The 13,297-nt window shown below is 44.6% G+C and carries 11 protein-coding genes; 5 read left to right on the top strand and 6 right to left on the bottom strand.

Features of this window, described 5'->3' with window-relative positions:
* Nucleotides 1–39 precede the first annotated feature (39 nt).
* Nucleotides 40–447 carry a DUF6249 domain-containing protein gene (locus F5613_RS10910; protein WP_079684178.1) on the top strand — a complete coding sequence of 136 codons (408 nt, stop codon included), beginning with the start codon at nt 40–42 and terminating at the stop codon, nt 445–447.
* A gap of 143 nt (nt 448–590) precedes the next feature.
* Here the strand turns inward: F5613_RS10910 and F5613_RS10915 are convergent, their stop codons facing one another.
* From F5613_RS10915 to F5613_RS10930, 4 genes are read right to left on the bottom strand one after another with little or no spacing between them, the layout of a single operon-like run.
* The gene (locus F5613_RS10915) at nt 591–2,171 is read right to left on the bottom strand and encodes a peptide chain release factor 3 (RefSeq protein ID WP_079684180.1); all 1,581 of its coding nucleotides are present in this window, start codon (nt 2,169–2,171) and stop codon (nt 591–593) included.
* Nucleotides 2,172–2,195: 24 nt separating this feature from the next.
* Entirely contained in the window at nt 2,196–3,071 is an 876-nt protein-coding gene (gene rfbD / locus F5613_RS10920) for a dTDP-4-dehydrorhamnose reductase (protein ID WP_179399778.1), read from the bottom strand.
* Nucleotides 3,072–3,098: 27 nt separating this feature from the next.
* Nucleotides 3,099–3,647 (bottom strand): DUF4924 family protein, encoded by a 549-nt coding sequence (locus F5613_RS10925; protein ID WP_068184555.1) that lies wholly within the window; start codon nt 3,645–3,647, stop codon nt 3,099–3,101.
* A 3-nt stretch (nt 3,648–3,650) separates the two neighbouring features.
* Nucleotides 3,651–4,571: a Mur ligase family protein gene (locus F5613_RS10930; RefSeq protein ID WP_179399779.1), complete on the bottom strand. Its 921-nt coding sequence runs from the start codon at nt 4,569–4,571 to the stop codon at nt 3,651–3,653.
* 171 nt (nt 4,572–4,742) lie between these two features.
* Between F5613_RS10930 and F5613_RS10935 the strand changes: the two genes are divergently transcribed.
* Complete coding sequence (locus F5613_RS10935) at nt 4,743–5,600, top strand: MBL fold metallo-hydrolase (protein ID WP_179399780.1); 858 nt, start codon at nt 4,743–4,745, stop codon at nt 5,598–5,600.
* Between the two features lie 24 nt (nt 5,601–5,624).
* Here the strand turns inward: F5613_RS10935 and F5613_RS10940 are convergent, their stop codons facing one another.
* Together F5613_RS10940 and F5613_RS10945 are read right to left on the bottom strand one after the other, a co-directional pair.
* The gene (locus F5613_RS10940) at nt 5,625–6,266 is read right to left on the bottom strand and encodes a carbohydrate-binding family 9-like protein (protein ID WP_179399781.1); all 642 of its coding nucleotides are present in this window, start codon (nt 6,264–6,266) and stop codon (nt 5,625–5,627) included.
* A gap of 6 nt (nt 6,267–6,272) precedes the next feature.
* Nucleotides 6,273–6,929, bottom strand: coding sequence for a LysE family translocator (locus F5613_RS10945; RefSeq protein ID WP_179399782.1), 657 nt, complete (start codon nt 6,927–6,929; stop codon nt 6,273–6,275).
* 170 nt (nt 6,930–7,099) lie between these two features.
* Between F5613_RS10945 and purL the strand changes: the two genes are divergently transcribed.
* The 3 genes from purL (at nt 7,100) to F5613_RS10960 (ending at nt 13,213) form a co-directional block, all read left to right on the top strand.
* On the top strand, nt 7,100–10,789 hold the full coding sequence (gene purL, locus F5613_RS10950) for a phosphoribosylformylglycinamidine synthase (protein ID WP_179399783.1): 3,690 nt from the start codon (nt 7,100–7,102) through the stop codon (nt 10,787–10,789).
* Between the two features lie 286 nt (nt 10,790–11,075).
* Entirely contained in the window at nt 11,076–12,365 is a 1,290-nt protein-coding gene (locus F5613_RS10955) for a porin family protein (RefSeq protein ID WP_079684187.1), read from the top strand.
* Between the two features lie 32 nt (nt 12,366–12,397).
* Complete coding sequence (locus F5613_RS10960; RefSeq protein WP_079684188.1) at nt 12,398–13,213, top strand: PstS family phosphate ABC transporter substrate-binding protein; 816 nt, start codon at nt 12,398–12,400, stop codon at nt 13,211–13,213.
* The last annotated feature ends 84 nt before the right edge of the window (nt 13,214–13,297 follow it).

Genomic DNA, 13,297 nt, shown 5'->3' on the forward strand with positions numbered 1-13,297 from the left:
GGCAAAGGATTAAAACAAATCAATTAAAACAGTACAACTATGTTAGACTTTATTATGGTGCCAACAGTAATGGCAATTATCTGCGCCGGAATATACGGCTTGTTCGAACTCTTTGTAAGACGAAACGAACGTATGGCGATTATCGAAAAGATTGGCGACAAGCTGGATGCTTCGGCTTTTGAAGGTAAACTGGGTCTGCCCAGCTATACCAAGAAGTATTCATTCTCAAGCCTGAAGGCCGGACTGCTTTTGGCGGGAATCGGACTGGGTCTGCTGGTGGGCTTCCTGATCAACATCAACGCCTTACCTTACAACCAATTCGGAAACGACTGGAACATGCGCGAAGTTTCGGGCATTGTATACGGTGCATCGGTTTTGTTCTTTGGAGGTCTGGGACTGATTCTTTCTTTCATTATTGAGATTTCCATGTCTAAAAAGAAAGACTAAACGGTAAAGAAATGTGTGTTTAACGTTTATGATGCGGGCAGGATAAGAGGAGTCCTGCCGGCGAAAAGCTAAACAGGCAACCAAGGGTAGAAAACTACTCAGGCTGCCTGTTTTGATCATATAATCACGTCAAACAATTTCGATCAGAACTCGGACGTAAAATGGAACTTGATTTGCGGAAAATCATTCTGCGCCATCATAAGCACATACCCCGAATCGGCCAGAAATACATCTCTGCCTTCGCGGTCTACAGCCATATATTGAACCTTTCTTTTCTTGAAATTCTCAAGTACCTGGGCATTGTCGCTTTCTATCCAACAGGCTTTGTAAAGACTGATCGGATCCCAACGGCACTGCGCTCCGTATTCGTGAAGCAGACGGTATTGAATAACTTCAAACTGAAGCTGGCCAACGGTTCCGATAATCTTACGGCCGTTAAACTGATTTATAAACAGCTGGGCAACGCCTTCGTCCATAAGCTGGTCGATTCCCTTATTCAACTGCTTGGTCTTCATCGGATCATCGTTCTCGATGTATTTGAACATCTCGGGTGAGAAGCTGGGTAACCCTTTGAAATGAAGGTCTTCGCCGGCTGTAAGGCTATCGCCTATCTTAAAGTTTCCGGTATCGGGTAAACCTACGATATCTCCGGCAAACGCCTCATCCAATACCTCTTTCTTCTGAGCCATGAAGGCTGTGGGACTGCTGAAGCGCATCATCTTTCCGTGGCGGATGTGTTTGTAGTTGGCATTACGCTCGAAACGGCCCGAACAGACTTTCACAAAGGCGATACAACTGCGGTGGTTCGGATCCATATTGGCATGTATCTTGAAAACGAATCCTGAAAAGGTATCCTCTTCCGGCTCCACTTTACGTTCGATTGCCTGTACCGGACGAGGGGAGGGAGCGATGCGGACAAAGCAGTCGAGCAACTCTTTTACCCCAAAGTTATTGAGTGCCGAACCAAAGAACACCGGGGCAACATCTCCGGCCAGGTAGGTGTTTACATCAAACTCGGGATATACCCCTTCAATCAGTTCGATGTCGCTACGCAATTTGACAGCCAGAGGTGCTCCGATATGGTTTTCCAGTTCGGGGCTGTTGATATCCTTAAATTCAATATTTTCTGTTACGAACTGCTTACTAGGTGTATACAGGTTCAGCTTTTCTTCAAAAATATTGTACACACCCTTAAAGCGTTGCCCCATATCGATGGGCCAGCTGAGGGGACGTACATTGATCTGAAGCTCCTCTTCGATCTCGTCCAGCAAATCGAAGGGATCCTTTCCGTCGCGGTCCAGCTTGTTTACAAAAACAATAACCGGTGTTTTACGCATACGGCATACCTCCATCAGTTTTCGGGTCTGAGCCTCCACCCCTTTGGCGATGTCGACCACTATAATAACACTATCCACCGCCGTAAGGGTACGGAATGTATCTTCGGCAAAGTCCTGGTGACCAGGAGTATCGAGAATGTTGATTTTATAGTCGTCGTAATTGAATCCCATCACGGAAGTAGCAACCGAGATTCCACGTTGCTTTTCAATCTCCATCCAGTCGGATGTAGCGGTTTTCTTGATCTTGTTTGATTTTACCGCACCGGCCACGTGAATAGCTCCCCCAAAAAGCAGAAGCTTTTCGGTAAGGGTTGTCTTTCCGGCATCCGGGTGACTGATAATAGCAAACGTTCTTCTCTTTCTGATCTCTTCTGAAAACTGACTCATTTCTATATAATATAATGTATATACTTAATTTGATGCGGCTAATCTTTCCAGACAGTTCCGCAGACTGGTTTCCCAATGGGGAATTTCCAGCTGATAGACATCTTTGATCTTGCTCTTGTCCAATACACTGTAGTGTGGACGGCGGGCCTTGGTTGGATACGAATCCGAGCCCACAGGCAACACCTTGCAGTCCGTTATCCCGGCCAGCTGATGTATCTTTACCGTAAAATCGTACCAGCTGCATACGCCTTCGTTGGAGTAATGATATACTCCGGCCAGGAAGCTCCCTTTTTCTGCATTTTCAATCACCGAAAGCATCGCTGCAGCCAGATCGGCGGCATAGGTTGGCGTACCTACCTGGTCGAACACCACCGTGAGCTTCTCCTTTTCTTTACCCAGACGAAGCATCGTTTTCACGAAATTATTGCCGAAAGGTGAATAAAGCCATGCCGTACGTATTACCACAGAGTCTTTGCATACGGCCAGAAGCGCCTCTTCGCCGGCCAGTTTCGAGCGGCCATAGGCAGAAACCGGACAGGTCTGATCGTTTTCGCGGTAAGGCTTGCAGGAGGTGCCGTCAAACACATAGTCGGTCGACACATGAATTACCTTCGCTCCCACCCGGGCGGCTGCTTCACCAAGATTTGCCACAGCATCGCGGTTGATCCGGTCGCACAAGGCACTGTTATCTTCTGCGGCATCCACTGCGGTATATGCTGCACAATTTAATACATAATCTATCTTGTTGGATACCATGTAAGCCTTTACAGATTCTTTATCACAGATATCCAAGGTATCTACATCGGTAAAGAAAAAGATAAATTGCGGATGGAGCTGAGCCAGTAGTCTCACTTCGTTGCCCAACTGACCGTTGGCTCCTGTAACCAATATGTTTTTCATACGATTCGTTTTTAACAAGGATGTTTCTTATTCCTCTATTTCTAATTTCCCCTCCTTCTCCATACGATACTTCTCGGATAAGATACCCAGAAAACTGCTGATCTGCTTAATGGCCTCCATCGTCTGGTCGCTTACCGGCTTTTGCTGCATTTTCAGCAGGATGTAACCGTAAATAGCCGAAAAGCAGGTCTCCAGTTCGGGTATATTAGTCTGTCCCGATTTACTCCTCAGCTCCACAATATAAGGCAATGTCTTGTAATAGGCTGCACCGTATATCATCTCTTTGGGCGATCTCAATAACCGCAGATGAAGATCTGTAAGCGTTATGATCACATTCTTATTTAATTGGATATGTCCCTCTTCCTTTACCCCTTCGGTAAGCATCATCTGGATCAGCTCTTCATACCAGCGGGCAATCTCCTCTTTCACCTCTGCCGGCTGATCATACCGTTCCACCACCTGTTTACGGATGGCTTCCAGATCAAAATGGTTGGCACGGATCAGGTCTTCAACCTGCCACATATACAGCAGATACTCTGCTATATTTTCTTTCCGTTTCTGATTCGCTACAATCATAGGCTATAATGATAAACTATATTCTGAAATTGCTTGATAAAAATCGGAATCTTTCACCCCGAGGTGACGACAAACAAGCCGTGCCGCACTCATATTTTCTAAAAAGAAACGATCCGGGATACGTACCGGGTAATTCCCATACCGGGTAATAAGTTGCATTGTTCCCTCTGTTTCTTCCGCCACATGGCGTTCGTAAGCAATGGCTGTGATATCTTCGCGTACATGCTGAGCAAGCTCCGAAACAACCTGATCTTCTCCAAAAAAGATTAGTTTACCTTCCCGTTCGATGGATAATGTGAACCTTTTATAGGTATCCAGGTAGGCTTCGGGTGTAGCATGATCGGGCGTTGCTTTCCACTGAATATTTGAAAGGACTGCAATATGAGGTCTGTAAAACTCCAGCTGAAAACGTTTCTCGAGTGCGGATGTAGCATGTTCGTCCCCTTCGATCAGGGCAATACGAGCCTGATAACTCAGCCCGATTCTGCTGGGTAGCAACGATATTTCACTACTTAATGCATAATCAAACGCAAGTTTCTGCCTTTTCAGAGCATAGATAATCATCGAGATGATCGATTTCTTACCTCGGCTTCCGGCTACTACAACCCGGGTCTTCTCTCTCGTTCGCTGATAAATAAATTCAGGGATAGATTGGATGAGAAGGCCAAGTTCCTTTGCCTTTTGTAATTCGGGGTTGTCTTGCTTTACGCCTGCCCCCAAAACGACAAAATGGATATCTTTTGTAAGAGTTGAAGGAAACCATCCGTCACCGGCACAAACAATGCCGGCACTACGCAACCGAAGCCGATCGGCTTCGGACACGTCTTTCCCTGAAGCAGTAACCTCGTATCCCTTCTCTCTGATAGCAAGAGCCAAATCAAGAACAATAGGTTCTGTAACAGAGATTAAATGAACTTTTCGCATTTCTCAGATTTTGCTGCAAAAGTACGATTAAATAGCGAAGAAGGCAACCCATGGAGTCGCTTTTTAATAAAAAGCTTCGCTATCCTTTTAAACTTCCCTATATTTACAGGTCAAAGCCGCTTCGATTAAAGAGGGGGCATATAAGGATCATCTCAAATCATCTGAAGTTGTATGAAAATTGAGCTAATTGAAAGCGGATACTTCCTGGCAGACGGAGGAGCTATGTTCGGAGCCATCCCCAAAGCGGCCTGGAAAAGACGTTATCCATGCAACGACGAAAATCAATGTCGTCTCACCATGCGGTGCGTATTGGTAAGAACCGGATGCGGCAGGGTGATATTGGTCGACACAGGCGCCGGCAACAAACAACTAAAGGCTTTGTCTTATTATAAATTCTCGGAGTTGATTGATCTGGAAGAGGCTCTTTTAAAGAAAGGAGTGACGGCAGACATGGTGACGGACGTGGTACTTTCGCATCTGCATTTCGACCATTGCGGATATGCGACGGTAAAAGATCCATCCTCCCACTCGGCACGACCGGCCTTCCCCAATGCCACCTATTGGGTTGGCGAGACTCAATGGAACAACTTTATCCACCCCACCCCTTTGGAAGCAGATGCCTACTTTCCTGAAAACCTGCTGCCTGTTGAGGAATCGGGGAAGCTTTCCCTTGTATCTGAAGACACCTATCTGTGCCAGGAGGTATCGTTGCGTCTGTACAACGGCCATACACCCGGTCAGCTTGCCGTATACATGAATCATCCTTCGGGTACCGTAGTATTTGCAGGAGATGTGATCCCGCTGGCCGCTTCGGTATCCGCAGAGTGGATTTCGGCTTACGACACCTATCCTGTAATATCCTATCACGAAAAAGTACGTATGCTGGAAGAGGCTGTGCTGCAAAACCAGATTTTGATCTATTGCCACGATGCCTATACGGCCTGTAGCACCATAAAAAAGATAAATAACTTTTACAGGGTGGATAAAAAAATAGCATTGCAGGATGGTGAGCTCCCGCAATGCCAGTAATTAAATTCGTTTTACGTATCCGGATTAAAAATAAAGCTCTCCGAAAAACCGCGGACAATGGAAGTCGGGTTCCGGAAGGTCGATGGGATTCCAGCTTACAAAATGTGGATAAGCCGTATTATCGGCACATTTATAGAAGTTGGCCATGATCTTCTCAGGCAGGAAATTCGGATCCAGCCCCATCAGCGAAAATGGGATGGCAACAATCAGTTCCCACGACTGCACACCTTGAATTTCATCAAAGGCTGTGTGCTTGAGGGAGGATTGTCTTCTGATGCGCGCATACTCCTCTTCTGTGAGAGACGTTTTATCCTGACGGGAACGTCTTCGTGCCGCATCGCAGGTGCCAATACAGTTGAACTCGAAATTCATGTAAGTTGACTCACCCGGAACCTGCATAAAAAACTCAACACAGCTGTCCTGATGCACAGGTGAATTATCAGCCATATGGATAGCACGCAGCGAATTACCCTTTACAAAGTAACGGATATACAAATCTTTATCTCCTCTTGCCACATCAAAAGCGACAATGGGCTTATAGGGATAAGCATCCCAATTTATGACGTCAATACTTTCGCGATGGGCTTTTTCTTCCATCAGAAAACCGATGGATGTTAAATCGAGGACATCTAGTGTCTTCAAATAAGGAACCTTTAATCGTTTCATTTCACTTTAATAGATATGAAGCATTGGCAGATTAAGGAAAGAGGGCCATATTACAGAAACTGCTCCCAAAATAGAAAGCGCAACGATAATAAAACCAACAATCCTGTTCATAACACCAATCCCCCGGATATTAAACCACTTTCTTAATTTCGATATTATATACGTAATAAAAAACCACCAGCTAATCGCTCCAATACCTATCCCGCCTATACCCATTGCTAAGGTCCAGAGAGAATGTTCGGGCAATACAAATCCGAACCGGGCGAAAAGACCTATATAAAGGAGTACTATAAGCACATTGCTAAAGGTAAGGAAAAAGGCTGTAATAAAATCTTGCGTAAAGGAAAGTTTTTTCTCCTGCTGCTTGCGAAGACTTCGTACCGGATTGGTCTGGAAAATATAATATCCGAATACCCCCAGCACAATACTGCCCAGCAACTGAAGTGGCGCCTGGTTTGCTTCCACAAAGTTTACCACCACACCCATACCAAGACAGGTAAGTATCGCATAGACAATATCCGACAAAGTAGCACCCAAACCGGTTACCAACCCATGTAAACGACCTTTGTTTAAGGTCCTTTGCACGCATAGCATTCCAACAGGCCCCATGGGGGCAGAGACTAAAATTCCTATAATTATTCCTTTACTTACGATTCCAAGCATGTTAAAAATGAGTACCTCCGATTGTTTTCTGAGTGCAAATATAGTTCCTTATCTCGGTTTAAAACACAAAATATGGCACATTAGCAGTTATTAAGAAAGCTTTTCACTATCTTTGCACCTTGTTCAAGGGCCCTTGGGCCGTCAATTGATTATCCTAATAAATCGACGATATGATTCTATTTTTCAAGTCTTCAACACAAACGGTATTGGCTGTAGAAACAGCTGCTCCTTTCTCAAACGAAGATGTCCAGAAACTTATCTGGTTATTCAGCCAGGCTACTCCTCTTCAGTCCGAAACCCTGGAAGGCTGGTATGTAGGTCCCCGACGCGAAATGATTACTCCCTGGAGTACCAACGCGGTGGAAATCACTCAGAATATGGGAATTTCAGGAATCCTCCGTATTGAAGAATATTTCCCGGTTGCTTCGGGAAATGCAGAACACGATCCGATGTTGCAACGTATTTACAACGGACTGACACAAGATATCTTTAAGATTAGCAAGCAGCCCGATCCGATTGTGTATATCGAAGATATTGAAACATACAATAAACAAGAGGGATTGGCTCTTAGCGAGGATGAGGTGGTTTACCTTAACGAAGTTAGTCAGAAATTAAACCGTAAGCTTACCGACAGCGAAGTATATGGCTTTGCGCAGGTAAACTCCGAACACTGCCGTCATAAAATATTCGGTGGTGTTTTTGTTATTGACGGAGAAGAAAAAGAAAGCTCTCTATTCAACCTCATTAAGAAGACATCTGCCGAAAACCCCAACAGGCTGGTTTCTGCATATAAAGATAACGTAGCATTTAATGAAGGTCCGGTTGTTGAGCAATTTGCTCCGGCAAGTGGCGACAAGCCCGATTATTTTACAATCAAAGATATTAAAACCGTAATCTCCCTGAAAGCGGAAACACACAACTTCCCTACCACCGTAGAGCCTTTTAACGGTGCGGCGACTGGCACAGGAGGTGAAATCCGCGACCGTCTGGGTGGTGGTAAAGCAAGTTTGCCTATTGCCGGAACTGCGGTTTATATGACTTCGTATCCTCGTACCGAGGGTGCCCGCTCATGGGAAAACATTCTGAATCCGCGCGCCTGGTTATATCAGACTCCGGAGCAGATATTGATTAAGGCTTCCAACGGAGCTTCCGATTTTGGAAATAAATTCGGACAACCGCTTATTTGCGGCTCGGTGCTTACGTTCGAACATGTCGAAAACAATAAAGAATATGGTTACGACAAGGTAATCATGCTTGCAGGGGGTGTTGGTTACGCAAATATGCGTGATGCCCTGAAAGGAAATCCCGCTCCGGGCGAGAAGGTGGTTCTGCTGGGTGGCGACAACTATCGTATCGGTATGGGTGGTGGTGCCGTATCGTCGGTTAATACCGGTCAGTTTACAAGCGGAATTGAGCTTAATGCAGTTCAACGTGCAAATCCCGAGATGCAGAAACGTGCAGCAAACGTAATCCGCACCATCTCAGAATCGGATAACAACCCCATCGTATCTATTCACGACCACGGTGCCGGCGGTCACTTGAATTGCTTGTCGGAATTGGTTGAAGCTACCGGAGGACATATCGATATGAGCAAATTGCCAATCGGTGATCCGACTCTTTCTGCTAAGGAAATTGTAGGAAACGAGAGTCAGGAGCGAATGGGAATTCTTGTTCCTGAAAAAGATATTGAAATGATGAAGCGTATCGCCGATCGTGAACGTGCCCCAATGTACGTGGTTGGTGAAACGACTAATGATATGGAATTTGTATTCGAACAGGCCGATGGTGTTAAACCCATCGACATCAAGCTCGAATATATGTTTGGTAAAGCACCCAAAACGGTGATGACCGATAGTACGGTTGTAGAATCGTTCGAACCGGTGGTTTATAAAGAATCGGAGCTGCATCAATCGCTTGAAAACGTGTTGCAGCTTGAAGCTGTGGCATGTAAAGATTGGTTGACAAACAAGGTGGACCGTTCTGTAACAGGCAAGGTTGCCCGTCAGCAATGTCAGGGAGAGATTCAGTTGCCGTTGAGCGACCTGGGAGCTGTAGCATTGGACTATCGCGGCAAAGCAGGTATAGCTACATCAATCGGCCATGCACCGCAGGTTGCATTGGTTGACCCGGCTGCCGGATCTGTTATGGCTATTGCCGAATCGCTGACCAACATCGTGTTCGCTCCTCTTACCGACAAGCTTGAGGGTGTATCCCTAAGTGCCAACTGGATGTGGCCGTGCCGCAACGAAGGCGAAGATGCCCGTTTGTATGCTGCGGTTGAAGCGGCTTCGGATTTCGCCTGCAGTCTGGGAATCAATATTCCTACAGGTAAGGACTCATTGTCGATGACACAAAAATATGGTGATGAAAAGGTTTTATCACCCGGAACTGTAATCATCTCTGCCGGAGCTGAAGTAAGTGATGTTAAGAAGATCGTATCACCGGTGCTGGTACACGATAAAAATACATACATATATTATATAGACTTCTCCTTCGATTCTCTCAAACTTGGAGGCTCTGCTTTCGCTCAGACATTGAATAAACTGGGTAACGAGGTTCCAACAGTTAAGGATGCCGAATATTTCCGCGATGCATTCAACTCGGTTCAGGAGTTGATCGAAAAGGGACTTGTACTTGCGGGTCACGATATTTCGGCCGGTGGTATGATTACCACATTGCTGGAAATGTGCTTTGCCAATGTTGAAGGCGGACTTGAAGTTAACCTGGATACAATTGCCGAAGAAGATATTGTTAAGATTCTGTTTGCCGAAAATCCGGGTATCCTGATTCAGGTAAGAAATAAGAAAGAGGTAGAAAAGCTGTTGGAAGAAAACGGCGTAGGCTTTGCCCGTATTGCTAAACCAACAGACGAACGTCATATCCTGGTTTCGAAAGAGGGTGTTCAATATCATTTCGGAATCGACTATATGCGTGACGTATGGTATGAATCTTCTTACAAATTAGATGTTAAGCAGAGCGGATCGACCTGTGCAGGCAATCGTTTTGAAAACTATAAGATGCAGCCGATCCAGTATAAGTTCCACAAGAACTTTACAGGCAAGCTTACTTCGTATGGTATTTCGGCCGATCGTCGGACACCATCGGGTGTTAAAGCGGCTATTATCCGTGAAAAGGGAACCAACGGCGAACGAGAGATGGCTTACGCCCTTTATCTCGCTGGCTTTGATGTGAAAGATGTTCATATGACCGACCTGGCTTCCGGCAGGGAAACACTGGAAGATTGCAACTTCATCGTTTTCTGCGGCGGATTCTCTAATTCGGACGTATTGGGCTCTGCCAAAGGATGGGCCGGAGGTTTCTTGTACAACGAGAAAGCAAAAAAGGCACTGGATAATTTCTATGCACGTAAAGATACAATGAGTCTTGGTATTTGTAACGGATGTCAGTTGATGGCGGAACTTGAATTGCTCTATCCCGAACACGAAGTGAAACACAAGATGGTTCATAATGATTCTCACAAATTTGAATCGGGCTTTGTAGGATTGGAAATTCCTAAAAACAATTCGATCATGCTGGGATCTTTATCCGGAACCAAGCTAGGTGTCTGGATTGCACACGGAGAAGGAAAGTTCTCGTTCCCATACGAAGAAAAGGAATACAACGTGATTGCCAAATACAATTACGATGGCTATCCTGCCAACCCGAACGGATCACCTTATTCCGTTGCCGGTGTTTGCAGCAAAGATGGAAGACATCTTGCTATGATGCCTCATCCGGAAAGGGCCATTTTCCCTTGGCAGTGCGGTTACTACCCGAACGATCGCAAGGAAAACGATCAGGTTACCCCATGGATCGAAGCATTTGTAAATGCACGTAAATGGATTGAAACTCACGCATAAAATAAAGCAATCTATAGAAGAGCGGCTCCCCTTAAAAGGCAGTCGCTCTTTTTTCATAATTCGACCGAAAAGAGCTCTGGAATGCTTAATCAATCGGAACAATCGTATTTTATTACTTGTTTTACAATTATATGAATTAGATTTGCGCATTGGTGTGTAATATTTTTGTAACACATATTATTTACTCTTGTAACACCATCGCAATAAGTGTGAAACGAATATGCTGTTACTTTGCTCTCGGAAAAGTGATTAGAATTATTTATTCACAGTAACCAACAAAGTTAGGATGAAATCAGGAAAAATTTTTGTATCAATGCTATTGGCGTTGTGTCCTCTGTTGGGTTTTGCCCAAGAACCGGAAAACGACCAGGAACAAAGAATTACGGCTCTGGAAGAACAGAGCGAAACATTGGATAAGCTCGTTAAGGGATTAAGTAAATTCAAAGCTTCGGCTTACATACAGGGACAGTATCAATATGGTGAAGAAGATGCTTCTCTTAAAGTTGGCGACAAGAATGAAAATGCTGATGCAGGCTTTAACCGCATAGGAATAAGACGTGGTCGTATCAAGTTCGAATACAACGATGGGATAGGTACCGGGGCTGTTCAGATTGAGGTGAACGACAAAGGAGTAAGTTACCGGGATTTATATATCGGAGTGAAAGATCCCTGGACCAAAAGGAGCAGCCTGACTGTCGGAGTTTTTAACCGTCCGTTTGGATACGAAATTCCTTATTCAACGAGTAACCTTGAAAGTCCTGAACGTGCAACAATCATACAGGATTTCTTTCCCGACGAGAGAGACTTGGGAGCGATGCTTACTTTGCAACCGGTTAAAGAAAGCAAGTTTTATTTTCTAAAGCTGGAGGCCGGTCTTTTTGCAGGAAATAGCATCAATAAAGAAACCGATAGCCGCAAAGACTTTATCGGACGTCTGGGTGCCGAAAAAACAATTGGAGATTATGCCCAATGGGGTCTTGGAGTTTCTTACTACAACGGAAGTGTTTACAATCCGACAACTACAGCCTATGAAATGGTTGGAAAAGAGTTTAGGGTAGTAGATAAAGGAACAACAGGCACTTATATGAAACGTGAATATGTAGGCATGGATGGCCAGTTCAGCATCCTGACGGCCATGGGTAAAACAACCTTGCGTGCAGAAGGATTACTTGGGATACAACCAGGAATTGCAGGAAGCAGTAAGAGTCCGAATTACAGTGCGCGTCCCACAAATTCGCCGGAAAATGCATTATACAAACGTCCGTTTATCGGTTACTTCTTCTACCTGATACAAGATATCGGATCGTCGCCATTCTCGGCTGTGCTGAAATACGACACCTACGATCCAAATACCGATTTACAAAAGGACGAAGTCGGACTTGCAGGATCAAATACAAGTAAAACCGATCTGGCGCAAAGCACCATTGGAATAGGAGCCTTATACCGTTTCAGCAAGAATGTGAGACTGCAGGCATATTATGAAATCAATTCAAATGAGAAAAGTGCCAACGTAAGCGGATACGAAAGTGACAGAAAAGACAACGTGCTTACAGTACGTTTACAATATAAATTTTAATAGATTACATTCATTAACTAAGCAATTCGAAAATGAAAAAGACAATTTTACTGGCAGCTATGGCCTGCCTACTTACCTCGAATGTATTTGCGCAGAAAATAAAAGGAAGTGATACTGTGCTGCCGCTTACTCAAACGGAAGCCGAAAACTACATGAATAAAAACAAAAGTGCCAGAATAACAGTAACCGGAGGTGGTTCCGGAGTAGGTATTTCTGCCCTGATGGAAGGAACAACCGACATTGCCATGTCCTCCCGTAAAATGAAATTCGACGAAAAGGTTAAATTACAACAAGCAGGAAAAACTACGAAAGAGGTAATTATAGCCTATGATGCTTTATCAGTTGTTGTTCACCCTTCAAATAAGGTTACAAACCTGACTCGCGAACAGGTAGAAGCAATCTTTACAGGTAAGATAACCAACTGGAAGGAAGTTGGGGGAGCCGATCTTAAGATTGTAGCTTATTCACGCGAAACCTCATCAGGAACATACGAATTCTTCAAAGAGAGTGTCCTGAAAAATAAGAACTATAAGAATGGTATCTTAAGCATGCCTGCCACCGGAGCTATTATTCAGTCCGTTGGTCAGACTAAAGGAGCCATCGGCTACGTAGGACTCGCCTACCTTAATAAGGAGGTAAAGCCAATTCACATTTCCTATGATAAAGGTAAAAAGTATATAGAACCCTCTTTTGCCAATGCAAAAAACAAATCGTATCCGGTTGTACGTCCTCTATTCTATTACTACGATGTTAAGAATGAGAAAAAAGTAAAACCGTTTATCGATCACATTCTTTCTGCTGAAGGTCAGAAAACAGTAAAAGATGTCGGATATATCCCCGTAAACTAATTGTTTAGCAGTAAATATATTGAAAAGAGTTGCCCAATAACAGGCAACTCTTTTTTTGTTGCACAATTTCGCACCTCCTGTGCA

Source organism: Macellibacteroides fermentans, assembly GCF_013409575.1.
Lineage (GTDB): Bacteria > Bacteroidota > Bacteroidia > Bacteroidales > Tannerellaceae > Macellibacteroides > Macellibacteroides fermentans.

What these genes read in the sequence shown, in the direction of transcription:
- F5613_RS10910 (WP_079684178.1), top strand. Translation starts at nt 40, where the DNA reads ATGTTAGACTTTATTATGGTGCCAACAGTAATGGCAATTATCTGCGCC.
- F5613_RS10915 (WP_079684180.1), bottom strand. Translation starts at nt 2,171, where the DNA reads ATGAGTCAGTTTTCAGAAGAGATCAGAAAGAGAAGAACGTTTGCTATT.
- rfbD (WP_179399778.1), bottom strand. Translation starts at nt 3,071, where the DNA reads ATGAAAAACATATTGGTTACAGGAGCCAACGGTCAGTTGGGCAACGAA.
- F5613_RS10925 (WP_068184555.1), bottom strand. Translation starts at nt 3,647, where the DNA reads ATGATTGTAGCGAATCAGAAACGGAAAGAAAATATAGCAGAGTATCTG.
- F5613_RS10930 (WP_179399779.1), bottom strand. Translation starts at nt 4,571, where the DNA reads ATGCGAAAAGTTCATTTAATCTCTGTTACAGAACCTATTGTTCTTGAT.
- F5613_RS10935 (WP_179399780.1), top strand. Translation starts at nt 4,743, where the DNA reads ATGAAAATTGAGCTAATTGAAAGCGGATACTTCCTGGCAGACGGAGGA.
- F5613_RS10940 (WP_179399781.1), bottom strand. Translation starts at nt 6,266, where the DNA reads ATGAAACGATTAAAGGTTCCTTATTTGAAGACACTAGATGTCCTCGAT.
- F5613_RS10945 (WP_179399782.1), bottom strand. Translation starts at nt 6,929, where the DNA reads ATGCTTGGAATCGTAAGTAAAGGAATAATTATAGGAATTTTAGTCTCT.
- purL (WP_179399783.1), top strand. Translation starts at nt 7,100, where the DNA reads ATGATTCTATTTTTCAAGTCTTCAACACAAACGGTATTGGCTGTAGAA.
- F5613_RS10955 (WP_079684187.1), top strand. Translation starts at nt 11,076, where the DNA reads ATGAAATCAGGAAAAATTTTTGTATCAATGCTATTGGCGTTGTGTCCT.
- F5613_RS10960 (WP_079684188.1), top strand. Translation starts at nt 12,398, where the DNA reads ATGAAAAAGACAATTTTACTGGCAGCTATGGCCTGCCTACTTACCTCG.